This is a genomic window from Paraburkholderia lycopersici, from assembly GCF_900096975.1.
GTDB classification, from domain to species: domain Bacteria; phylum Pseudomonadota; class Gammaproteobacteria; order Burkholderiales; family Burkholderiaceae; genus Paraburkholderia; species Paraburkholderia lycopersici.
Genome location: NZ_FMYQ01000001.1, coordinates 245,765 through 267,858, shown reverse-complemented (window position 1 = coordinate 267,858; position 22,094 = coordinate 245,765). Strand labels below are relative to the sequence as shown.

The following is a 22,094-nucleotide window of genomic DNA, read 5'->3' as shown; positions in this document are numbered from 1 at the left end:
CATTAAAAAGGGGGGCAACGGCGGCATTATAGGGGGCCGAGGGACCGCAGCGGCCGCAGCAGGCCGGACGCGGCGCACGCCGCATTCCCCGCGCCCCGGAGCCCGGGATACGTCCGGCGATCTGCTAGAATATTGCGCTTTGCAGCCCTTTCCGTATGCTCTGGCCGTTTCGCGTCTCCTGGCGCCGCATGTGCGCCTGAGCGGGCGATTTGCCGAGCTTCCGGACCTCCGCGCTGCTGTGTGCGCCCGCCGTTTACCCCGGCCGCCCACGCCGCTTTTTGCACACTTCCGGACTCGACATGACGACCTCGTCCTCCGCCTCCCCCGCTACCACCCAGCTGATGGCCAACGCCATTCGTGCGCTCGCCATGGACGCCGTTCAGCAGGCGAATTCCGGTCACCCCGGCATGCCCATGGGCATGGCCGAGATCGCCGTCGCGCTGTGGTCGCGCCATCTGCGCCATAACCCGACGAACCCGCACTGGAGCGACCGCGACCGCTTCGTGCTGTCGAACGGCCACGGCTCGATGCTGCTGTATTCGCTGCTGCATCTGACCGGCTACGACCTGCCGCTCGCGGAGCTCAAGAACTTCCGTCAACTGCACTCGAAGACGCCGGGCCACCCCGAATACGGCATCACGCCGGGCGTCGAGACGACCACGGGCCCGCTCGGCCAGGGTCTCGCGAACGCGGTCGGCATGGCGCTGGCCGAGGCGCTGCTCGCGGCCGAGTTCAACAAGGCCGACGCGAAGATCGTCGATCACCACACGTACGTGTTCCTCGGCGACGGCTGCCTGATGGAAGGCATTTCGCACGAAGCCTGCTCGCTCGCCGGCACGCTCAAGCTGAACAAGCTGATCGCGCTCTACGACGACAACGGCATCTCGATCGACGGCGACGTGGTCAACTGGTTCCACGACGACACGCCCAAGCGCTTCGAAGCGTACGGCTGGAACGTGATCCCGCACGTGAACGGCCACGACGTCGACGCCGTCGACGCCGCCATCAAGCAGGCCAAGGCGTCGAACAAGCCCACGCTCATCTGCTGCAAGACGCAGATCGGCCACGGCGCGCCGACCAAGGCTGGCGGCCACGACGTGCACGGCGCGCCGCTCGGCGCCGAGGAAATCGCGAAGTGGCGCGACGCGGTGGGCTGGAAGTGGGAGCCGTTCGTGCTGCCGCAGGAAGTCTACGCGGACTGGGACGCGAAGGAAGCGGGCGCGAAGTTCGAAGCCGCCTGGAACGAGCAGTTCGCGGCCTACCGGTCGAAGTACCCGGCCGAAGCCGCGGAATTCGAGCGCCGCATGGCCGGCAAGCTGCCCGCCGACTGGGCGCAGAAGGCTGCGGCGATCGTCGCGGGCGCCGATTCGCGCAAGGAAACGGTTGCGACGCGCAAGGCTTCGCAGCAGGCCATCGAAGGCCTCGCCGCGGCGCTGCCCGAGCTGCTCGGCGGCTCGGCCGACCTGACCGGCTCGAACCTCACCAACTGGAAGGCTTCGAAGCCCGTGCGCGCCGCTGGCGAAGGCGAGAGCGGCATCCACTGGGGCAATCACGTCAACTACGGCGTGCGCGAATTCGGCATGAGCGCGGCGCTCAACGGCATCACGCTGCACGGCGGCTACAAGGCGTTCGGCGGCACGTTCCTCACATTCTCGGACTACAGCCGCAACGCGCTGCGCGTGGCCGCGCTGATGAAGTGTCCGTCGATTTTCGTGTTCACGCACGACTCGATCGGCCTTGGCGAAGACGGCCCGACGCACCAGTCGATCGAGCAGGTCGCGAGCCTGCGCCTGATCCCGAACATGACGCTCTGGCGTCCCGCCGACACCGTGGAAACCGCGGTGGCGTGGACCCACGCCGTCGAGCATCACGGTCCCTCGTGTCTCGTGTTCAGCCGCCAGAACCTGGCGTTCAACGACCGCACCGACGCGCAGATCGCGAACATCGCCAAGGGCGGTTACGTGCTCAAGGACTGGAACGACGACATCCCGAGCCGCAAGATCATCCTGATCGCCACGGGCTCGGAAGTCGAACTGGCGGTGAAGGCCGTCGAAGCGCTGCAGCGCCAAGGCATCGGCGCCCGCGTGGTGTCCATGCCCGCGACCAACGTGTTCGACCAGCAGGACGCCGAATACAAGGAGCGCGTGCTGCCCAAGGGCGTGCGCCGCGTCGCGATCGAAGCCGGTGTGACCGACTTCTGGCGCAAGTACGTGGGCCTCGAAGGCGGCGTGGTCGGCATCGACACGTTCGGCGAATCGGCTCCGGCTGGCGTGCTGTTCAAGCACTTCGGCTTCACGGTCGAAAACGTCGTCGCGACGGCCAGGGCCGCGCTCGACAACTAAGCATGCGTTACGGGCCCGCCCGGCCGGCAAGATCTGGCGGGCCCGCTGCCTGAGCGTGCCGCCGCGCCGCCCCAGCCGGCAAGACGCCAGCGCAGCACGGGTTTCGGAATTTTTCAGCCATCAGGAGATAAACCATGACCATCCGCGTCGCTATCAACGGCTATGGCCGCATCGGCCGTAACACGCTCCGCGCGTTCTACGAGAACGGCAAGAAGCACGACATCCAGATCGTTGCGATCAACGACCTCGGTGACGCGAAGACCAACGCGCATCTGACGCAATACGACACGGCGCACGGCAAGTTCCCGGGCGAAGTCTCGGTGGACGGCGACTACCTCGTCGTGAACGGCGACAAGATCCGCGTGCTGGCCAACCGCAACCCGGCCGAACTGCCGTGGGGCGAGCTCGGCGTCGACGTCGTGATGGAGTGCACGGGCTTCTTCACGACCAAGGAAAAGGCGAGCGCCCACCTGAAGGGCGGCGCGAAGAAGGTCATCATCTCGGCGCCGGGCGGCAAGGACGTCGACGCGACCGTCGTCTACGGCGTGAACCACAACGTGCTGAAGGCCGAGCACACGGTCATCTCGAACGCCTCGTGCACGACCAACTGCCTCGCGCCGCTCGTCAAGCCGCTGAACGACAAGATCGGCCTCGAAACCGGCCTGATGACCACGATCCACGCGTATACGAACGACCAGGTCCTGACCGACGTTTACCACGAAGACCTGCGCCGCGCGCGTTCGGCCACGCACAGCCAGATCCCGACGAAGACGGGCGCCGCCTCGGCCGTCGGCCTCGTGCTGCCGGAACTGAACGGCAAGCTCGACGGCTACGCCATTCGCGTGCCGACCATCAACGTGTCGATCGTCGACCTGTCGTTCATCGCCAAGCGCGACACGACGGTCGAAGAAGTCAATGCGATCATGAAGGAAGCGTCGGAAGGCGCGCTCAAGGGCATCCTCGGCTACAACGAGGCGCCGCTGGTGTCGGTCGACTTCAACCACAACCCGGCTTCGTCGACGTTCGACGCCACGCTCACGAAGGTCTCGGGCCGTCTCGTGAAGGTGTCGAGCTGGTACGACAACGAGTGGGGCTTCTCGAACCGCATGCTGGACACGGCTGTGGCGTTCGCGAACGCGAAGTAAGCACGCGCGCCTCGCCGCATGAAAAACCGCCCTTCGGGGCGGTTTTTTTTCGTCCTCACTTTTCGATCGCGCTCCGGGGCGTGGCGGCGAACGCCGGCGGCGTCGGGAAATACACGCCGGCGCGCTGCGCGGCATTGGCGATGTGCTGCTCGATCGCCTCGCCGGCCGCCGCCGGGTCGCGCGCCTTGAGCGCCGCCACGATCAGGCCGTGCTCGCGATGCGTAGAAAGTACGCGTTCGCGGCGATAGAACGGCATGCGCTGGCTCTCTTTCATGATGTCGGCGCTGCTGCGCAGAATCGACTCGATCGCCGCATTGCCCGCGAGATTCACGATGCGCATGTGGAAGTCGAAGTCGAGCTGTGCGGCTTCGTCGAGCTCGTCGCAGGCGAGAGCGCCGTGCAGCGCCTCGGTGTTCGCTTCGAGCCACGCGACGTCGGCGTCGCCGATCGCGAGCGCCGCCATGCGCGCGGCGAAGCCTTCGAGCGCGTAGCGCATCTGGTAGGTGTCGGGCAGCGACGACTGATCGGCGAAGCGCCACGGATGCGCGCTCGCGGCCTCGGCGCTCGTCACGTAGACGCCCTTGCCCGCGCGGATCGACAGCATGCCGAGCGCTTCGAGCGTCGAAAGCGCCTCTCGCAGCGACGCGCGGCTGATCGCCAGCTCCTCGGAGAGCTGCCGCTGCGCAGGCAGCAGGCTGCCGACCGGATACAGGCCACCCTCGATCCGTTCGCGAATCGTGGCGATGGCGGCGTCGGTGACGGTGTGCGGAACGTTCTTCATGGCGGGCGCGGGCGGTTCGCGAGGTCTGACCGGTATTGTAGTCCCGCTGCGCGCACTCGCATGGTGCGCCGCGGCAATGCCTGAAGCACCGTGCCATCCGGCCTGCCGTTCCGGCCCGCAAACTGGTCAGACCGCACAAGGGTAAACACCCCGTTTGCCGACCTTGACTCCGGTATATCGGCTTTCTACTATCCGCCATAACAAGTCTGGTCAGACCAGTCAGAACAGTTATCAGCGCCCCTGCTTATCGAATCAACCCGGACGGGGCCGGAGCAAGGCGCCAAAGCGCCCGCTCTGGCCGACAAAGGAGAAAGTCGTGACGAAGTTCTTCAATTCGCTGTTTGGCCGCGTCGTGATTGCCCTCGTGGCGGGCATTGTCGTGGGCGCGGTATTTCCGCATTTCGCGCAGTCGCTGCGGCCCCTCGGCGACGGATTTCTCAAGCTCATCAAGATGGTGATCGGGCCGATCGTCTTCTGCGTGGTCGTGAGCGGCATGGCGCACGCGGGCGATCTGAAGAAGGTGGGCCGCGTCGGTCTGAAATCGGTGATCTACTTCGAGGCGATGACGACCGTCGCGCTAGTGATCGGCGCGGTGCTCGCGTATGTCACGCGTCCCGGCGCGGGCATGAACGTCGATCTGCATTCGCTCGACGCCGCCTCGCTCGCGACTTACACCGAGCACGCCAGGAGCCTGAAGGACACCGCCGCCTTCCTGCTCAAGATCATTCCCGACACCGCCTTCGACGCGTTCGCGAAGGGTGACATCCTGCAGATCCTCGTGTTCTCGGTGCTGTTCGGCAGCGCGCTCTCGCTGCTCGGCCCGAAGGCGCAGCGCGTGAACAGCCTCATCGACGAGCTCGCGCAGGTGTTCTTCCGCGTGATGGGCTTCATCATCAAGCTCGCGCCGCTCGGCGTGCTCGGCGCGATCGCGTTCACGACCGGCACCTACGGCGTCGCTTCGCTCAAGCAGCTCGGCCTGCTCGTGATCGTGTTCTACGCGAGCTGCATCGTGTTCGTGGCCGTCGTGCTCGGCGTCGTGATGCGGCTCGCGGGCTTCAGCGTGTTCAAGCTGATCCGCTATCTGCGCGAAGAGCTTTCGATCGTGCTCGGCACCGCGTCGTCGGACGCCGTGCTGCCGCAAATCATGCGCAAGCTCGAATGGATGGGCGTGAAGGATTCCACCGTCGGCCTCGTGATCCCGACCGGCTACTCGTTCAACCTCGACGGCTTCTCGATCTACCTCACGCTTGCCGTGATCTTCATCGCCCAGGCCACCAACACGCCGCTCTCGATGCACGATCTGATCGTGGTCGTGCTGGTGTCGCTCGTCACCTCGAAGGGCGCGCACGGCATTCCCGGTTCGGCGATCGTGATTCTCGCCGCGACGCTTTCCGCCATTCCCGCGATTCCCGTGCTCGGCCTCGTGCTGATCCTGCCGGTGGACTGGTTCGTCGGCATCGCCCGCGCGCTCACGAACCTGATCGGCAACTGCGTGGCGACGGTGGTGGTCGCAGTGTGGGAGCGCGACATCGACAAGGCGCGCGCGAGGCGCGTGCTCAATCTCGACGAAGGCTTTCTCTACGTGCCCGCCGGCGCGGACGACGCAGACCGCGCGCCCGGCGAAGACGACGCGCTCGGCGGCAAGCCCGCGCACGCCTGAACCGGGGCGCTTCCCGCGCCGCCTCGCTGCGCGCTGCTTTCTTTCGATCAACCGACCCACTCCAGCGAACGACATCACCATGGCCATTCCGACTCTCGACCCGAACGCGCCCGCCTTCACGCGCCGCTACATGAACCTCGCCGATCCGCGCCTCGGCGCTCGCGCGCTCCATGCGAGCGACGAGTTCTTCGCGCCGAAGGAGCGCATGCTCGAACCGCAGCCGGCGGTCTTCATCCCCGGCAAATACGACGACCACGGCAAATGGATGGACGGCTGGGAAACGCGCCGCAAGCGCACGACGGGCCACGACTTCTGCGTGGTGCGCCTCGCGCGCCCGGGTGTGATCCACGGCGTGGATCTCGACACGAGCCATTTCACGGGCAACTTTCCGCCGGCGGCGTCGATCGAGGCGTGTCACGTGCAGACCGGCGACGACGAAGCCCCGGGAGACGACGCGGACTGGCAAACCATCGTCCCCGCGACGACGCTGCAGGGCAACCAGCACCACTACGTCGAAGTGGGCGACGCGCGCGCGTTCACGCATTTGCGCGTGAACCTCTATCCCGACGGCGGCCTCGCGCGCCTGCGCGTGTATGGCCAGCCGCGGCGCGACTGGAGCACGCTCGAGCGCGGCAGTCTCGTCGACCTCGCGGCGATCGAGAACGGCGCCTGGCTCGTCGCGGCCAACAACCAGCACTTCGGGCTCGCCTCGACGCTGCTCATGCCGGGACGCGGCGTGAACATGGGCGACGGCTGGGAAACGCGCCGCCGCCGCGAGCCCGGCAACGACTGGGCGATCGTGGCGCTCGCGCGGCCCGGCATCATCAGGAAGATCGAAGTCGATACGGCGCACTTCAAGGGCAACTATCCGGACCGCTGCTCGCTTCAGGCGGCCAGCGTGGCGGGCGGCACCGACGACTCGCTCGTCACGCAGGCGATGTTCTGGCCGGAGCTGCTCGGCGAGCGGAAGCTCGAAATGGACCGGCAGCACATGTTCGAGCAAGGCCTGGCCGCACCAGGCCTCGTCACGCACGTGCGCTTCAATATCTTTCCCGACGGCGGCGTGTCGCGTCTGCGCCTGTGGGGCGAGCCTGCCTGAACGAGGAGCCGCAATGCAGATCCTGCGCATGGAACCCTTGACGCGCGAGGCGTTCGCGCCGTTCGGCGACGTCATCGAAATCGAAGGCGCGCGCCACTTTCCGATCAACGGCGGCACGACTGAGCGTTTTCACGACCTCGCCGGAATCGACGTGAACGAGGCGGGCGGCCGGCCGATCGTCAGCGTGTTTCGCGCGCAGCCGCGCGCGTGGCCGTTCGAGATCGCGATGATGGAGCGGCACCCGCTCGGCAGCCAGGCGTTCGTGCCGCTCGGCGATGCGTGGTACGCGGTGGTCGTGGCGCCCACGGGCGAATTCGACCCGACGCGGATGCGGGCGTTCCGGGCCGGGCGAGGGCAGGGCGTCAACTACGCCAAAGGCGTCTGGCATCATCCGCTGCTCGTCTTCGAGCGCGTGAGCGACTTCGTGGTGATCGACCGCGGCGGTGGGCAGCCGAACTGCGACGAGATGGTGCTCGATGTGCCCTGGCGGCTCGCGCACGCGGCCGACGCGCCGGCCGCGCTCGCCTGAATGCCGTTCGTGCCGGTTCTTCGCGAATCGGCCCGGCAAACAAAAACGCCACGGCAGCGCTGCCGTGGCGTTTTTGATGCGCGACCCGCTCCGCGCTGTCCGGCCGCTCAGTGCTTGCGGTGCGGACAGTTGTCCTTCGTGCAGACGCCGTACAGCGCGAGCGCGTGCTCCTGAAGCTTGAAGCCGCGTTCGGTGGCGATCATCTGCTGGCGTTTTTCGATCTCGGGGTCGAAGAATTCTTCGACGATGCCGCAGTCGAGGCACACGAGATGGTCATGGTGGCTACCTTCGTTGAGCTCGAACACGGCCTTGCCCGATTCGAAGTTGCTGCGCGTGAGCAGCCCCGCCTGCTCGAATTGCGTGAGGACCCGGTAAACCGTGGCGAGGCCGATGTCGAGCTCCTCGTTCAGCAGGTTGCGATAGACGTCTTCGGCGGTAAGGTGACGCACCGGGCTGTGCTGAAAAATCTCCAGGATCTTGAGGCGAGGCAGTGTCGCCTTGAGGCCGATGTTCTTGAGATCGGTTGGATTGGTCATGACGATAAGTCCCTGGAGTACAATGCTAGGTTCTTATGTTAATGCGTTTTTGCCGTCCCGGGCATTTTCGGCAGAACTTCGAACGAACTTCTACAGAACACGCGCGGCTTCGCGAAAAAGCCCGCACGGTGAGGGAAATGATTCCAGAATTCACAACGATCGGCCGACGCATGAACGGCGGCCGCCTGGCGTGCACCCTGCTGGCTGCGGCCGCGTTCGCGGCGCTCGCCGGTTGTTCCACTTACGACAGCCTGACACAGCGCGTCGCCCAGAGCATCACGCCTTACCGCATTACCATCGTGCAGGGCAACTTTGTCTCGGCGGAAGCCGCCGCGCAAATGCGGGTCGGCATGTCGCGCGCCGAGGTCAAGCAGCTGCTCGGCACGCCGCTTCTCACCGACATGTTCCATGTGAACCGGTGGGACTACATCTTCTACTTCAAGCGCGGCTCGACCGCCGTGGTCCAGCAGCGTGACTTCATCGTGAATTTCGAAGGCGATCGCGTCGCGAGCTGGTCGGGCGGCGAAGACCTGCCCTCGAACCTCGAACTGCTCGCCGAAATCGACGGCGACAAATCGGGCAAGAAGGCGAAGGCCGTTGCTGCCGCGCCGGCTTCGGGCGCTTCGGCGGCCGCGGCTACGCAGGCTTCGAGCGCGACGGGCCCGACCGTCGGCGACACGGTGCGCACGCCGTCGTCGGAACTCGGCGCGGCCACCAATGCGTTGCCGCAGGACGCCAACGCACAGGCCGCCGCCGCCGCGAACCGCGCCACGGAAGCCGTGCAAACGCCGTCGGGTCTCACGCCTTCGGTGCGCGCGGGCAACCCGCAGTCGTCGGCGCTGCCGCAGAACGTCGGCACGATGCCGTCGCAGGTCCAACTGCATCGTCAGCCGCCGCCGCAAATCCAGGGCGTGCCGCCGAGCAATCCGGTCGGCCCGACCGCGGGCGCGCAAGGCACCGGCGACACGAATACGCCGCCCCCGCCGCCCGCACGCGATTCGTCGCTCACGGCGCCGCCCGCGGTGCCGGCTTCGGGTGCCTCGACCCCGAGCAACTGAGCGGCAAATCGGCGGCAACAGGCGGAAAACAAGCGGCAAACAAGCGGCAAACAAGCGGCAAGCCGACGATAAACCGGCGACCGACGGATCGGGCGCACCGCCGCCGCTGTACAACCAGGGCGTGGCGCGCAGGGCGCGCCACGCGTCGAGCCGGCGGCTTCGGGCCGCCGCGTTTTTTTGGTGGCCGCGGGCAGTGACGCCTCGCGCCCCGCCAGCGACACATAGGCAGGAAGACTCATGAAAATCGCAATCGCCGGTGCATCGGGCCGCATGGGCCGCATGCTCATCGAAACCGTCCTGAATTCGCCCGAGGTCACGCTCTCGGGCGCGCTCGCGCGCAAAGGCTCGGCCGCCATTGGTCAGGACGCCGGCGCGTTCCTCGGCAAGGAAACCGGCGTGCGCATCACCGACGACATCGAGCAGGTCTTCGCGCAAAGCGACTGCCTGATCGACTTCACGCGCCCCGAAGGCACGCTCGCGCACCTCGAGGCGGCGCAGCGCCACGGCGTGAAGATGGTGATCGGCACGACCGGCTTCGACGCGCGGCAAAAGGCGCAGCTCGGCGCGGCCGCGCAAAACGTCGGCATCGTATTTGCGGCGAACATGAGCGTGGGCGTGAACGTCACGCTCAAGCTGCTCGAATACGCGGCGCGCTTTTTCGAAACCGGCTACGACATCGAGATCATCGAGGCGCATCATCGCCACAAGGTCGACGCGCCCTCGGGCACCGCGCTTGCGATGGGCGAGGCGGTGGCGCGCGTGCTCGGCCGCAATCTCGACGAATGCGCCGTGTACGGCCGCGAAGGCGTGACGGGCGAGCGCGATCCGTCGACGATCGGGTTTTCGGCGATTCGCGGCGGCGACATCGTCGGCGATCATACGGTGCTGTTCGCGGGTATCGGCGAGCGCATCGAGATCACGCACAAATCCTCGAGCCGCCTCTCGTATGCGCAGGGCAGCGTGCGCGCCGCGCGCTTTCTGCAGGACAAGGCCAACGGCCTGTACGATATGCAGGACGTGCTCGGTCTGCGCTGAGCCGCTGTTTCTGTTTTTCCACCGTCCGGCCCAGCTCACGCGCCGCCGGACAGACAGTGAGCGAGGTCCGATGGCGGCGAGTTCCGGAGTCATTCACTATCTGCAGACCGGCGACGCGGTGACCCACGCGGTGGCGTGGGTGCTGCTCGCCATGTCGGTCGCGAGCTGGTGCTTTCTCATCGTGAAGAGCTGGGTGCTCCTGCGCGCGAAGCGCCAGGGGCCGCGCGCCATCGCGCGCTTCTGGCAGGCGCGCGGCCTCGCGGACGGCGTGGCCGCCATGCGCGGCGTCGATCGCGAGCGCGTGTTCCTGCCGCTCGCGCAGGCCGCGCTCGCCGCCGAGGAAGCCGACGCGCCCGGCATGATGCTCGCGCGCGTGGACCGGGGCGAGCGCGTGCTGCGGGCGCTGCGCGGCGCGCTGCAGGCGTCGCAGCGGCGGCTCGAGTTCGGTCAGGTGCTGCTCGCGTCGGTGGGCAGCACGGCGCCGTTCGTGGGGCTGCTCGGCACCGTCTGGGGCATCTATCATGCGCTCGGCAGCATCGCCGCGAGCGGCCAGGCGATGATCGAAAACGTGGCCGGCCCGGTGGGCGAGGCGCTTATCATGACGGCTTTCGGCCTTGTCGTCGCGATTCCGGCGGTGCTCGCCTATAACGTGCTCGGCCGCCTCGTGCGCCAGCTTTGCGACGATCTCGACGGCTTCGCACACGATCTGCATGCGTATGCCTGCGCGCCCGAAGGCGCGCCGCCGCGCCGCGAAGGCGCGCAGGGCGCGGGTGCGCTGCGCGAACCCGCGGGCGCGCGCGCGGCGTCGTAGGAGGCAACGCAAATGGCTTTCGGCGGACTCGAAAAGAAACGCGATGCGGCGCCGATGTCGGACATCAACATGACGCCGCTCATCGACGTCATGCTCGTGCTGCTCGTCATCTTCATCATCACCGCGCCGCTCTTCACGCATGCGATCCGGCTCGATTTGCCGAAGGTCGCCGCCGAACCCGCGCGGCAGACGGCGCAGACCGTCACGCTCTCCATCGACGCCGCCGGCAAGCTCTACTGGAATGCCGAGCCCGTCACGCTCGACGAGCTGCGCGCGCGTTTCGCGGCGGCTGGCAAAGAGCCCGAAGCGCAGCAGCCCGAACTGCAGCTGCGCGCCGCGCGCGAAACGCGCTACGACGTGATCGCTCAGGTCATGGGCGCCGCGCAGCAGGCCGGGCTCTCGCGCCTCGGCTTCGTGACGGACCCGCCCGCCGGCGCTCGCTGAGCACGCGCCAGTCAACGGTATAATCAACGTTTCCCTTTAAGACGGGCCCAGCGAAACCGCCGCAACCTGCCGGTATCGCGAACGGCCGGCCCGGTGCATCCGGCACCCAATCCGCCCGTTTCCAGCGTTCACCATCCACACCATGCTCGAAAAATACGTTCCCTCCGACGTCGAATCCGCCGCGCAAGGCGATTGGCGCGCCAGCGACGCCTACCGGACGGCCGAGAAGACCGGCAAGCCCAAGTTCTACTGCGTTTCGATGCTGCCGTATCCGTCGGGCAAGCTGCACATGGGCCACGTGCGGAACTATACGATCAACGACGTGATGTACCGCTATCTGCGCATGAACGGCTACAACACGCTGATGCCGATGGGCTGGGACGCGTTCGGTATGCCCGCCGAAAACGCCGCGATGGCCAACGGCGTGCCGCCCGCGAAGTGGACCTACGACAACATCGCGTACATGAAGGGCCAGATGCAGTCGATGGGCCTCGCGATCGACTGGTCGCGCGAAATCGCCACCTGCAAGCCCGACTACTACAAGTGGAACCAGTGGTTCTTCCTGAAGATGCTCGAGAAGGGCATCGCCTACAAGAAGACCGGCACGGTGAACTGGGACCCGGTCGACCAGACCGTGCTCGCCAACGAACAGGTGATCGACGGGCGCGGCTGGCGCTCGGGCGCGCTCGTCGAAAAGCGCGAAATCCCGATGTACTACCTGCGCATCACGCAGTACGCCGACGAACTGCTGAACGACCTCGACGGCCTCGGCTGGCCCGAGCGCGTGAAGATCATGCAGCAGAACTGGATCGGCAAGAGCTTCGGCGTGAACTTCGGCTTCCCGTACGAACTCGACGGCGAGAAGAAGCTCCTGCGCGTGTTCACCACGCGCGCCGACACGATCATGGGCGTGACCTTTGCGGCGATCGCGGCCGAGCATCCGCTCGCCACGCGTCTCGCGCAGGGCAAGCCGGAACTGCAGGCGTTCATCGACGAATGCAAGCGCGGCGGCGTGGCCGAGGCCGACGTCGCGACCATGGAAAAGAAGGGCGTCGCCACGGGCTTCACCGTCACGCACCCGCTCACGCACGAGGAAGTGCCGGTGTGGATCGGCAACTACGTGCTGATGAGCTATGGCGAAGGCGCCGTGATGGGCGTGCCGGGCCACGACGAGCGCGATTTCGCGTTCGCGCAGAAGTACGATCTGCCGATCAGACAGGTGATCGCGGTGGAAGGCGAAACGTACTCGCTCGACGGCTGGCAGGAGTGGTACGGCGACAAGGAACGCGCCGTCTGCGTGAACAGCGGCAAGTACGACGGCCTCGCGTACGCGGCGGCCGTGGACGCCGTGGCGGCCGACCTCAAGGCGCTCGACCTCGGCGACAAGCGGGTCACGTGGCGTCTGCGCGACTGGGGCATCTCGCGCCAGCGCTACTGGGGCACGCCGATCCCGATCATCCACTGCCCGAGCTGCGGCGACGTGCCGGTGCCCGAGGCGGACCTGCCCGTCGTGCTGCCGGAAGACCTCGTGCCGGACGGCACGGGCAACCCGCTCGCGAAGTCCGAGGCGTTCCTGAACTGCAAGTGCCCGAAGTGCGGCGCCGACGCGAAGCGCGAAACCGACACGATGGACACCTTCGTCGACTCGTCGTGGTACTTCTACCGCTACGCCGCGCCCGACGCCAAGCACATGGTCGACGAGCGCACCGACTACTGGATGCCGATGGACCAGTACATCGGCGGCATCGAGCACGCCATTCTTCACCTGTTGTATTCGCGCTTCTGGGCGAAGGTCTCGCGCGACCTCGGCCTCGTGAAGTTCGGCGAGCCCGCGAAGAACCTGCTCACGCAGGGCATGGTGCTCAACGAGACGTTCTATCGCGAGGACGCGACGGGCAAGAAGACCTGGTACAACCCGGCCGACGTGACCGTCGTACACGACGACAAGGGCCGCCCGACCGGCGCGACGCTGAACACGGATGGCCAGGCTGTGGTGCTGGGCGGCGTCGAGAAGATGTCGAAGTCGAAGAACAACGGCGTCGATCCGCAGGTGCTGATCGACCAGTACGGCGCCGATACGGCGCGTCTCTTCACGATGTTCGCGGCGCCGCCCGAGCAGCAGCTCGAATGGTCGGGCGCGGGCGTGGAAGGCGCGAGCCGCTTCCTGCGCCGCGTATGGTCGTTCGGCTACGCGAACGCCGGAGCGATCCGGTCGCGCGCGCCGTTCGACGCGGCGACGCTCGCGGACGTCGAAAAGACGCTGCGCCGCGACGTGTACGGCGTGCTGAAGCAGGCCGACTTCGACTACCAGCGCCTGCAGTACAACACCGTCGTGTCGGCGGCGATGAAGATGCTCAACGCCATCGAAGGTGCGAAGGGCGCCGGCGCCGGCGTGCAGCGCGAAACCTTCGGCGTGCTGCTGCGCGTGCTGTATCCGGTCGTGCCGCACCTCACGTTCCGCCTCTGGCAGGAACTCGGCTACGCCGACGAATACGGCACGCTGCTCGACGCGCCTTGGCCGAAGGTCGACGAAAAGGCGCTGGAGCAGGCCGAGATCGAACTCGTGCTGCAGGTGAACGGCAAGGTGCGCGGCGCGGTGACGGTCGCGAAGGATGCACCGAAGGACGCCATCGAAGCCGCGGCGCTCGCCCACGAAATGTTCGTGAAGTTCGCCGAGGGCCGCGCGCCGAAGAAGATCGTCGTCGTGCCGGGCCGTCTCGTGAACGTCGTCGTCTGAGGCAACCGGGGCAAACAAAGGCCATGCCGGGCGGCCGCGTAACGCTGCGCCGCCCAAGCCGACACTGGCGACTCTGTCGCGAACCCAGGGAGTCCATGTGATTCGCAGATCGTTCCTCAAGTTGTTCCTGCCGCTGGCCGGCAGCGCGCTGGTCCTCTCGGCGTGCGGCTTCCAGCTGCGCGGCCAGCAGGACTTCGCGTTCAAGCGTCTCGCCGTCGTCGGCGCGCCGCCGCCGTTCACCGGTCGCCTCACGCGCATGGTGGAAGGCGGCAGCGATTCGGTGGTGGTCGATTCGGTGGCCAATGCCGACGCCGTGCTGCACGTTTCCGAATCGCGCGGCTTCAGCACGCTCACGCTGAACTCGTTCGGCTCGGTCGAGGAATATCAGGTCAACTATTCGCTCAACTACACGTTGGTGAGCGCGGACGGCACCGTGCTGATCCAGCCGAGCGCGATCTCGCTGAACCGCGCGATGACTTACAGCGACCAGTTCTCGACCGCCAAGACGCAGGAAGCCGAGCTGCTGTTCACCGACATGCAAAACGACGCCGTCGACCAGCTCATGCGGCGCCTCGCGGTGTTGCGAACGCTGCATCCGACGCCCGACCAGGTCGTGCCGGGCGTGGCGCCGCGCGCGCCGCTGCCGCCGCCGCCGCTGTGATGCGCGCGGCTTTTCCCTACTGAGCGACCTTCGACCGAGCGCCATGCAACTGCGACCCGACGCACTCGAACCGCACCTCGCGAAAGGGCTGGCCGGCCTGTACGTCGTCTACGGCGACGAGCACCTGCTGGCCCAGGAGGCGTGCGACCGCATTCGCGCGGCCGCGCGCGCGGCGGGCTTCACCGACCGTTCGGTGTTCACGGTCGAGCGCGGCTTCGACTGGAGTTCGCTGCTCGGCGCGAGCCAGTCGATGTCGCTCTTCGGCGATCGCCAGCTGGTGGAGTTGCGCATTCCTTCGGGCAAGCCCGGCAAGGAGGGCGCGGACGCGCTCAAGACGCTGGCCGCATCGGCGAATCCCGATGTGCTCATGCTCGTCACGCTGCCGCGGCTCGACGCGGCCACGCAGAAGTCGGCCTGGTTCACGGCGTTGGCCGAAGGCGGCGTTGCGCTGAAGGTCGATCCCGTCGAGCGCGCGGCGCTGCCGAACTGGATCGGCCAGCGTCTCGCGCTGCAAGGCCAGCGCGTCGCGCCCGGCGAGGACGGCCGGCGGGCGCTGCAATTCGTCGCGGAGCGCGTGGAAGGCAACCTGCTCGCGGCGCATCAGGAAATCCAGAAGCTTGGGCTGCTGTATCCGCAAGGCGTGCTGAGCTTCGAGCAGATTCACGACGCCGTGCTCAACGTCGCGCGCTACGACGTTTTCAAGCTCAACGAAGCGATGCTGACGGGCGACGTCGGCCGTCTCGCGCGCATGCTCGACGGGTTGCGCGGCGAGGGCGAGGCTTCGGTGCTCGTGCTGTGGGCCGTCGTCGAGGAAATTCGCACGTTGTTGCGCATCAAGCGCGGCACGGCGGCCGGCAAGCCGCTCGCCATGCTGTTGCGCGAGAACCGCGTGTGGGGGCCGCGCGAGCGGCTTGTGGGCCCAGCGCTTTCGCGCTTGAGCGAAGCGACGCTCGAGCGCGGCCTCGCGCTCGCGGCGCGGCTCGACCGGCAGGTGAAGGGGCTTTCCGGACAATCGCGCGCCGACTGGCGCAACGCGCTGCCGCCCGATGCCTGGGACGGCCTGTTCGAACTGGCGATGACGGTTGCCGCGCCCCGCGATGGCGGAACGCCAGCGCGCGTCGCCGGTGCGCGCGGCGCTGCGTTGCCGGCGGGCGGGCGCGGCCCAGCCGCGGCGGCGGCGGCCACTGCAGCAGGCCGACCGCGCACCGCAGGGCCGTCGCGCCGGCCGGGCTGAAGCGTTCCTCGTTCGCCCGAACCGGCTGTCGGCACCTGCTTCCAGCACGTTGGCGCGTCACCTGTTGCGCCCATACGCGTTTTTTCCGGGATCGCGCAGCCGCATTCGCGCGACCGGCAAACCCGGGCCGCAGGCCTTAAAATCGGCCTGAGCCGCCTTGAATCGAACCGCGCGCTTGCGTCCGGTGTCTTGCACCGACCGTGGCTTGCGCGCCGCATCACGACTAACACCATGGATATCGACCAGTACATGACCGACCTCGGCCGGCGCGCCCGCAAGGCTTCGCGCGCGATGGCACGGGCTTCGACCGCCGCGAAGAACGCGGCGCTCGATGCGGTGGCGAAAGCCATCGAGCGCGACGCGCAGCAGCTCAAGGAGGCGAACGCACACGACCTCGCGCGCGCAAAGGACAAGGGCTACGACGCGGCCTTCATCGACCGCCTCACGCTTTCGGACAAGGCGCTCGGGACGATGGTCGAGGGCCTGCGCCAGGTCGCGGCGCTGCCGGACCCGATCGGCGAGATCAGCAACCTCAAGTTCCGCCCGACCGGCATCCAGGTGGGGCAGATGCGCGTGCCGCTCGGCGTGATCGGCATCATCTACGAGTCGCGGCCGAACGTGACGATCGACGCGGCGGCGCTGTGCCTGAAGTCGGGCAACGCCACGATTCTGCGCGGCGGCTCCGAAGCGCTCGAATGCAACACCGCGCTCGCCAGGCTGATCGGCGAGGGGCTCGCGCAGGCGGGCTTGCCGCGGGACGCGGTGCAGGTGGTCGAAACCGCGGACCGCGCGGCGGTGGGCAAGCTCGTCACGATGACGGAGCACGTGGACGTGATCGTGCCGCGCGGCGGCAAGAGTCTGATCGAGCGTCTGATGGCCGAAGCGCGCGTGCCGATGATCAAGCACCTGGACGGCATCTGCCACGTGTACGTGGACGACCGCGCCGACCTCGCGAAGGCGCTCACGGTGTGCGACAACGCCAAGACGCATCGCTACGGCACCTGCAACACGATGGAGACGCTGCTCGTCGCGCGCGGCATCGCGCAGGACGTGCTGCCGCCGCTTGGCCGTCTCTATCGCGAGAAGAACGTGGAGCTGCGCGTGGACGGCGCGGCGCGCACGATCCTCGCGGACGCAGGCGTCGGCCCGCTCGTGGACGCCACCGGGGAAGACTGGCGTACCGAGTACCTCGCCCCCGTGCTGGCGGTGAAGGTGGTCGATACGCTCGACGATGCGATCGACCATATCAACCACTACGGCTCGCACCATACCGACGCGATCGTCACCGAAGACTACGACCGCGCCATGCGCTTTTTGCGCGAAGTGGATTCGGCGAGCGTGATGGTGAACGCCTCGACGCGGTTCGCGGACGGCTTCGAATTCGGCCTCGGCGCGGAGATCGGCATTTCGAACGACAAGCTGCATGCGCGCGGCCCGGTCGGGCTGGAAGGCCTGACCTCGCTGAAGTACGTGGTGCTCGGCCACGGCGAAGGCCGTCAATGATCGCGCGTCGGCGGTGACGGCGCGCGCTGCGGTGCGCCGCCTCGCCGCTCAATCGCTCACGAACAAGAAAAAAGGATGTCGATGCTCTGGGTCAAGACGTTTCACATCGTACTGATCGCCTCGTGGTTCGCGGGCCTGTTCTACCTGCCGCGCATTTTCGTGAATCTCGCGATGGAAACCGAGCCCGCCGCCGTCAAGCGCCTGCTCATCATGGCGCGCAAGCTCTACCGCTTCATGACGATGATCGCCGTGCCCGCGCTGCTGTGCGGGCTGTGGCTGTGGCTCGTGGTGGGCATCGGGCGCGGCCAGGGATGGATCCACGCGAAGGTGGGCGTGGTCGTGCTGCTCATCGTCTATCACGCGTATTGCGGGCGTTTGCTCAAAACCTTCGAGCGCGGCGAGAACCGCCGCTCGGACAAGTGGTATCGCATGTTCAACGAACTGCCGGTGCTGGGCATGCTCGCGGCGGTCGCGCTCGTGGTCATCAAGCCGTTCTGACGCTGCGCGCGCAAGTCCTGCCGCCGCCCGGCAGCGTGCGGTTCTTCCGTTGCGCGCGGGTCATGGTGCTTGCCGGGCCGCGACGTAGCGGCCGAAATGCAAAGCGGACGCCTTCGGGCGTCCGCTTTTTTTGAATGTGCTGCACGCAGCGCGGCGCCAGGCGGTTCAGCCGTTGGCGTCGAGCCTGCGCCGCGCGATGATGTCCTTTGCGTCGGCGAGCTTTTCCGCCAGGGCGGGGCCGCGTTGCAGCGCCACGCCCACGGCGAGGATGTCGCCAATGGCGAGATGCGAGGTTCGCGACGTCATCGGCGAGAAAACGTCGGTGTCTTCGTCGACGTTCGCATGCAGACCCACGCTCGCCAGGCGCGCGAGCGGCGAGGTGCCGTGCGTAATCGCAATGACCTTTGCGCCCCGGTCGAGCGCCGTTTGCGCCGCATCCACGATGTCGCGCGTTCGCCCCGTATTCGAGATGGCCACGACCACGTCGCCGGGCCCGAGCAGCGCCGCCGACATGAGGAACGTGTGCGGATCGGAATACGCGACGCTCGGCATGCCGAGCCGGAAGAACTTGTGCTGCATGTCCTGAGCGGCGATGCCCGACCCGCCCGCGCCATAGAACTCGATGCGCGCGGCGCGCGCGAGCAGCGTGATCGCGGCCGCGAGCGCGTCGGTCGAGAGGTTGTTGCGCACCTGCACGAGTGCGCCGATGGTGCGCTCGAGCACCTTGGCGGCGACGCCGGACACCGGCTCGTCGGGGCTCACGTCGCGGTAGACGGCCGGATGCTCGGTGGGCAAATCGGCGGCGACGGCCTGCGCGAGACGAATCTTGAACTCCCTGAATCCCGAGAAGCCCAGCGCGTGGCAGAAGCGCGCGATCGTCGGCTGGCTCACGCCCGCGCGTTCGGCGACCTCGGTCATCGAAAGATCGAGCACCTCGCGGGGCGCCTCGATCACGTAATCGGCGAGCTTGCGCTCCGAAGGGCGCAATTGCTCGCGCATGGCTTTCATCTGGGACAGCAGCATCAGGAAACTCGCACTATGCTGAAAGATCCGTGGACTATAGCTGATCCGGCATAATGTACAAAAACTACAGGACCGCGGCTGCTACTACCCCGTCTAGGCGCATGATTTCTCGGGAGCCCATGAATAATAAGACCGTGCGTTCGTTTAATGCGGCGCTCCCAGGGGTCTTGCCGGGATTGTCGGTATGTAGTTTTTCTACTAACATCGCCGCATCGCTGACCGGCGCGCCGCAGGGCGCCTGTGATCTGGCCCCGAGCATGCCGCCGAGACAAGAAGGAAGGAGATTCGATGGTTTCCCCGCATTCCCAGTTGATGAAGGTCACGCAGCGCGTGATCGAGCGCAGCAAGCCGACCCGCGAGGCCTATCTCGCGCGCATCGCGGCGGCTCAGGACCGGTTCCCCGCGCGCGGCGCGCTCTCGTGTGCGAATCTCGCGCACGGCTTCGCCGGCCTCGAAGGCCGCGACAAGATCTCGATCAAGACGATCCGCGAGCCGAACATCGGCATCGTCTCGGCGTATAACGAGATGCTCTCGGCGCACGCCCCCTACAAGGATTTCCCCGACATCATCAAAAAGGCGGCCCGCGAAGGCGGCGGCGTCGCGCAGTTCGCGGGCGGCGTGCCGGCGATGTGCGACGGCGTCACGCAGGGCAATGCCGGCATGGAGCTGTCGCTCTTCTCGCGCGAAGTGATCGCGATGAGCACGGCCGTGGCGCTCACGCACAACATGTTCGACGCGGCGCTGTGCCTTGGCGTTTGCGACAAGATCGTGCCGGGCCTGCTGATCGGCGCACTCCAGTTCGGCCATCTGCCGACGGTTTTCGTGCCGGCCGGCCCGATGACGAGCGGCATTTCGAACGACGACAAGGCCAAGGTGCGCCAGCAGTTCGCCACCGGCCAGTGCGATCGCGCGGCGTTGCTCGAATCGGAAGCGGCCGCCTACCACGGGCACGGCACCTGCACGTTCTACGGCACGGCCAACAGCAACCAGATGCTGATGGAGGTCATGGGCCTGCATCTGCCCGGCTCGGCCTTCATTCACCCGCACACGCCGCTGCGCGACGAACTCACCGCCGCGGCGGCGCGCCGCGTGCTCGAACTGACCGCGGAGCGCGGCAACTACACGCCGATCGGCCATGTCGTCGACGAAAAAGCGGTGATCAACGGCATCGTCGCGCTGATGGCGACGGGCGGCTCGACCAATCACACGCTGCACCTCGTCGCGATGGCGCGGGCGGCGGGCATCATCGTCGACTGGAACGACTTCGACGCGCTCTCGGACGCCGTGCCGCTGCTCGCGCGCGTCTATCCGAACGGCAAGGCCGACGTGAACCACTTCCACGCGGCGGGCGGCATCGCGTTTCTCGTGCGCGAACTGCTCGACGGCGGTCTGCTGCACGAAGACGTGAATACCGTCGCGGGTCGCGGGCTGCGCCACTACACCGAAGAGCCCAAGCTCATCGACGGCAAGCTCACGTGGGTGCCGGCCGTCGAGAAGAGCGCGGACACCGCCGTGCTGCGCGCGCTCGCCGAGCCGTTCCAGCCCGACGGCGGCCTGCGACTGATGCAGGGGCGTCTGGGGCGCGGCGTAATCAAGGTTTCCGCCGTGGCGCCGGAGCGACGCAAGGTGCGCGCGCCCGCCATCGTGTTCGATTCGCAGGAAGCGGTGCAGGAAGCGTTCGATCGCGGCGAGCTCGAGCGCGATTTCGTGGCCGTCGTGCGCTTCCAGGGCGCGCGCGCCAACGGCATGCCGGAACTGCACCGTCTCACGCCGCTGCTCGGCGTGTTGCAGGACAAGGGCTTTCACGTGGCGCTCGTCACCGACGGGCGGATGTCGGGCGCGTCGGGCAAGGTGCCCGCGGTCATTCACGTGTCGCCGGAAACGTTGCTGCACGGCCCGCTCGGCAAGGTGCGCAATGGCGATACGATCGTGATCGACGCGGCGGAAGGCGTGCTCGACGTCGAGGTCGACGCCGGCGAGTGGGAGGCGCGCCCGGTCGCGCAGCCGGTTCATCAGGAACTCAACGAAGTGGGCTTCGGCCGCGAGCTGTTCGGCGTGTTCCGCGCCGCCGCCGCGCCGGCGGAACTGGGCGCCACGGTCTTCGGCCCGCTGGTGGGCGAGCAGGGCGCGCCCGCATCCGCCGCGCCGGCCGTAACTGCCGCAACCGGCAATCGCGCAGCAGCCCGCGCCTCGAACTGAATTCATCATCAAGGAGCCTGAACATGGCAAAGAGCACCGTCGCCGATATCGTCCACCTGGGTCCCGTCATTCCGGTACTCGCATTCGACACGCCGGAGCAGGGCGAGCACGTTTCCCGCGCGCTCCACGCGGGCGGCGTGAAAGTGCTGGAGATCACGCTGCGCACGGCGGCCGGCCTCGAAGCGATCGAGCGTGCCGCGAAGATCGCGCCGGACATCGTCGTTGGCGTGGGCACGATCACGAAGCCCGAGCACTGCGCGCTCGCGAAGAAGGCCGGCGCGCAGTTCGGCGTTTCGCCCGGCCTCACGCGCGAGATTCACCAGGCTTCGCTCGACGCGGGCCTGCCGCTGCTGCCGGGCGTGATGACGCCGACCGACATCATCGTCGCGATGGAGCTCGGCTACGAGATCGTCAAGTTCTTCCCGGCTGTGCCGGCGGGCGGCATGGCGATGCTGCACGCGTTCCAGGGTCCGTTCCCGACGCTCAAGTTCTGCCCGACGGGCGGCATCACCGCGGAATCGGCCCCGACTTTCCTCGCGCTGTCCAACGTGGTGTGCGTGGGCGGTTCGTGGCTCACGCCGAAGGCGGCGCTCGCCTCGCAGAACTGGGACGAAGTCACGCGCCTCGCCCGCGCCGCGAGCGAGCTGTCGCGCCCGGTACGCTGATCGCCCCTCGTTGATGTCGATCCCCGCGCCGCATGCTGCGGCGCAACGATGACCGATACGCCGCGCTCCGCACAGCCGGGCGCGCGCCTTGCGCGGCTCGCTCGTCTTTCGAGCACGCCGCACCAAAAGTCGTT

Annotated in this window: 19 protein-coding genes; 16 read left to right on the top strand and 3 right to left on the bottom strand. The window is 67.3% G+C overall.

Features of this window, described 5'->3' with window-relative positions; genetic code table 11:
• Window positions 1-299: 299 nt before the first annotated feature.
• The gene (tkt, locus tag BLU17_RS01090; RefSeq protein WP_091993272.1) at window positions 300-2,342 is read left to right on the top strand and encodes a transketolase; all 2,043 of its coding nucleotides are present in this window, start codon (window positions 300-302) and stop codon (window positions 2,340-2,342) included.
• A gap of 134 nt (window positions 2,343-2,476) precedes the next feature.
• Window positions 2,477-3,487 carry a type I glyceraldehyde-3-phosphate dehydrogenase gene (gene gap / locus BLU17_RS01085; RefSeq protein WP_091993270.1) on the top strand — a complete coding sequence of 337 codons (1,011 nt, stop codon included), beginning with the start codon at window positions 2,477-2,479 and terminating at the stop codon, window positions 3,485-3,487.
• Window positions 3,488-3,542: 55 nt separating this feature from the next.
• On the opposite strand, the gene BLU17_RS01080 is transcribed toward gap, so the two are convergent.
• Window positions 3,543-4,268: a FadR/GntR family transcriptional regulator gene (locus BLU17_RS01080; RefSeq protein WP_091993267.1), complete on the bottom strand. Its 726-nt coding sequence runs from the start codon at window positions 4,266-4,268 to the stop codon at window positions 3,543-3,545.
• Between the two features lie 316 nt (window positions 4,269-4,584).
• Here BLU17_RS01080 and BLU17_RS01075 point away from each other — a divergent pair, with 316 nt between their 5' ends.
• The 3 genes from BLU17_RS01075 (at window position 4,585) to BLU17_RS01065 (ending at window position 7,556) form a co-directional block, all read left to right on the top strand.
• Complete coding sequence (locus BLU17_RS01075) at window positions 4,585-5,928, top strand: C4-dicarboxylate transporter DctA (protein WP_091993264.1); 1,344 nt, start codon at window positions 4,585-4,587, stop codon at window positions 5,926-5,928.
• A 79-nt stretch (window positions 5,929-6,007) separates the two neighbouring features.
• On the top strand, window positions 6,008-7,027 hold the full coding sequence (gene alc / locus BLU17_RS01070; RefSeq protein WP_091993261.1) for an allantoicase: 1,020 nt from the start codon (window positions 6,008-6,010) through the stop codon (window positions 7,025-7,027).
• Window positions 7,028-7,040: 13 nt separating this feature from the next.
• The gene (locus BLU17_RS01065) at window positions 7,041-7,556 is read left to right on the top strand and encodes an ureidoglycolate lyase (protein WP_091993259.1); all 516 of its coding nucleotides are present in this window, start codon (window positions 7,041-7,043) and stop codon (window positions 7,554-7,556) included.
• Window positions 7,557-7,663: 107 nt separating this feature from the next.
• On the opposite strand, the gene fur is transcribed toward BLU17_RS01065, so the two are convergent.
• A complete protein-coding gene (gene fur / locus BLU17_RS01060) occupies window positions 7,664-8,092 on the bottom strand; it encodes a ferric iron uptake transcriptional regulator (RefSeq protein ID WP_091993256.1) in 429 nt (142 codons plus the stop codon).
• Between the two features lie 170 nt (window positions 8,093-8,262).
• Here fur and BLU17_RS01055 point away from each other — a divergent pair, with 170 nt between their 5' ends.
• From BLU17_RS01055 to BLU17_RS01015, 9 genes are all read left to right on the top strand, one after another.
• The gene (locus BLU17_RS01055) at window positions 8,263-9,150 is read left to right on the top strand and encodes an outer membrane protein assembly factor BamE (RefSeq protein WP_245746679.1); all 888 of its coding nucleotides are present in this window, start codon (window positions 8,263-8,265) and stop codon (window positions 9,148-9,150) included.
• Between the two features lie 237 nt (window positions 9,151-9,387).
• Window positions 9,388-10,185: a 4-hydroxy-tetrahydrodipicolinate reductase gene (gene dapB / locus BLU17_RS01050; protein WP_091993252.1), complete on the top strand. Its 798-nt coding sequence runs from the start codon at window positions 9,388-9,390 to the stop codon at window positions 10,183-10,185.
• A 70-nt stretch (window positions 10,186-10,255) separates the two neighbouring features.
• Complete coding sequence (locus BLU17_RS01045; protein ID WP_091993250.1) at window positions 10,256-10,996, top strand: MotA/TolQ/ExbB proton channel family protein; 741 nt, start codon at window positions 10,256-10,258, stop codon at window positions 10,994-10,996.
• 12 nt (window positions 10,997-11,008) lie between these two features.
• Window positions 11,009-11,440 (top strand): ExbD/TolR family protein, encoded by a 432-nt coding sequence (locus BLU17_RS01040; RefSeq protein ID WP_091993248.1) that lies wholly within the window; start codon window positions 11,009-11,011, stop codon window positions 11,438-11,440.
• 142 nt (window positions 11,441-11,582) lie between these two features.
• Complete coding sequence (leuS, locus tag BLU17_RS01035; protein WP_091993246.1) at window positions 11,583-14,177, top strand: leucine--tRNA ligase; 2,595 nt, start codon at window positions 11,583-11,585, stop codon at window positions 14,175-14,177.
• Between the two features lie 97 nt (window positions 14,178-14,274).
• The gene (locus tag BLU17_RS01030) at window positions 14,275-14,838 is read left to right on the top strand and encodes an LPS-assembly lipoprotein LptE (protein ID WP_091993244.1); all 564 of its coding nucleotides are present in this window, start codon (window positions 14,275-14,277) and stop codon (window positions 14,836-14,838) included.
• Window positions 14,839-14,881: 43 nt separating this feature from the next.
• A complete protein-coding gene (holA, locus tag BLU17_RS01025; RefSeq protein ID WP_091993241.1) occupies window positions 14,882-16,072 on the top strand; it encodes a DNA polymerase III subunit delta in 1,191 nt (396 codons plus the stop codon).
• Window positions 16,073-16,303: 231 nt separating this feature from the next.
• Window positions 16,304-17,575, top strand: coding sequence for a glutamate-5-semialdehyde dehydrogenase (locus BLU17_RS01020; protein WP_091993238.1), 1,272 nt, complete (start codon window positions 16,304-16,306; stop codon window positions 17,573-17,575).
• A 75-nt stretch (window positions 17,576-17,650) separates the two neighbouring features.
• Complete coding sequence (locus BLU17_RS01015) at window positions 17,651-18,073, top strand: CopD family protein (protein ID WP_091993236.1); 423 nt, start codon at window positions 17,651-17,653, stop codon at window positions 18,071-18,073.
• Between the two features lie 165 nt (window positions 18,074-18,238).
• Here BLU17_RS01015 and BLU17_RS01010 read toward each other — a convergent pair whose 3' ends face one another.
• A complete protein-coding gene (locus BLU17_RS01010) occupies window positions 18,239-19,096 on the bottom strand; it encodes a MurR/RpiR family transcriptional regulator (RefSeq protein WP_091993234.1) in 858 nt (285 codons plus the stop codon).
• 288 nt (window positions 19,097-19,384) lie between these two features.
• On the opposite strand from BLU17_RS01010, the gene edd reads away from it, so the two are divergent.
• Window positions 19,385-21,295 (top strand): phosphogluconate dehydratase, encoded by a 1,911-nt coding sequence (gene edd / locus BLU17_RS01005; protein ID WP_091993232.1) that lies wholly within the window; start codon window positions 19,385-19,387, stop codon window positions 21,293-21,295.
• A gap of 23 nt (window positions 21,296-21,318) precedes the next feature.
• Complete coding sequence (gene eda / locus BLU17_RS01000; RefSeq protein ID WP_091993230.1) at window positions 21,319-21,960, top strand: bifunctional 4-hydroxy-2-oxoglutarate aldolase/2-dehydro-3-deoxy-phosphogluconate aldolase; 642 nt, start codon at window positions 21,319-21,321, stop codon at window positions 21,958-21,960.
• The last annotated feature ends 134 nt before the right edge of the window (window positions 21,961-22,094 follow it).

Excerpts from the sequence above, each read along its gene's own strand:
- tkt (WP_091993272.1), top strand. The coding sequence starts at position 300 with ATGACGACCTCGTCCTCCGCCTCCCCCGCTACCACCCAGCTGATGGCC.
- gap (WP_091993270.1), top strand. The coding sequence starts at position 2,477 with ATGACCATCCGCGTCGCTATCAACGGCTATGGCCGCATCGGCCGTAAC.
- BLU17_RS01080 (WP_091993267.1), bottom strand. The coding sequence starts at position 4,268 with ATGAAGAACGTTCCGCACACCGTCACCGACGCCGCCATCGCCACGATT.
- alc (WP_091993261.1), top strand. The coding sequence starts at position 6,008 with ATGGCCATTCCGACTCTCGACCCGAACGCGCCCGCCTTCACGCGCCGC.
- BLU17_RS01065 (WP_091993259.1), top strand. The coding sequence starts at position 7,041 with ATGCAGATCCTGCGCATGGAACCCTTGACGCGCGAGGCGTTCGCGCCG.
- fur (WP_091993256.1), bottom strand. The coding sequence starts at position 8,092 with ATGACCAATCCAACCGATCTCAAGAACATCGGCCTCAAGGCGACACTG.
- BLU17_RS01055 (WP_245746679.1), top strand. The coding sequence starts at position 8,263 with ATGAACGGCGGCCGCCTGGCGTGCACCCTGCTGGCTGCGGCCGCGTTC.
- dapB (WP_091993252.1), top strand. The coding sequence starts at position 9,388 with ATGAAAATCGCAATCGCCGGTGCATCGGGCCGCATGGGCCGCATGCTC.
- BLU17_RS01045 (WP_091993250.1), top strand. The coding sequence starts at position 10,256 with ATGGCGGCGAGTTCCGGAGTCATTCACTATCTGCAGACCGGCGACGCG.
- BLU17_RS01040 (WP_091993248.1), top strand. The coding sequence starts at position 11,009 with ATGGCTTTCGGCGGACTCGAAAAGAAACGCGATGCGGCGCCGATGTCG.
- leuS (WP_091993246.1), top strand. The coding sequence starts at position 11,583 with ATGCTCGAAAAATACGTTCCCTCCGACGTCGAATCCGCCGCGCAAGGC.
- holA (WP_091993241.1), top strand. The coding sequence starts at position 14,882 with ATGCAACTGCGACCCGACGCACTCGAACCGCACCTCGCGAAAGGGCTG.
- BLU17_RS01020 (WP_091993238.1), top strand. The coding sequence starts at position 16,304 with ATGGATATCGACCAGTACATGACCGACCTCGGCCGGCGCGCCCGCAAG.
- BLU17_RS01015 (WP_091993236.1), top strand. The coding sequence starts at position 17,651 with ATGTCGATGCTCTGGGTCAAGACGTTTCACATCGTACTGATCGCCTCG.
- BLU17_RS01010 (WP_091993234.1), bottom strand. The coding sequence starts at position 19,096 with ATGCTGCTGTCCCAGATGAAAGCCATGCGCGAGCAATTGCGCCCTTCG.
- edd (WP_091993232.1), top strand. The coding sequence starts at position 19,385 with ATGGTTTCCCCGCATTCCCAGTTGATGAAGGTCACGCAGCGCGTGATC.
- eda (WP_091993230.1), top strand. The coding sequence starts at position 21,319 with ATGGCAAAGAGCACCGTCGCCGATATCGTCCACCTGGGTCCCGTCATT.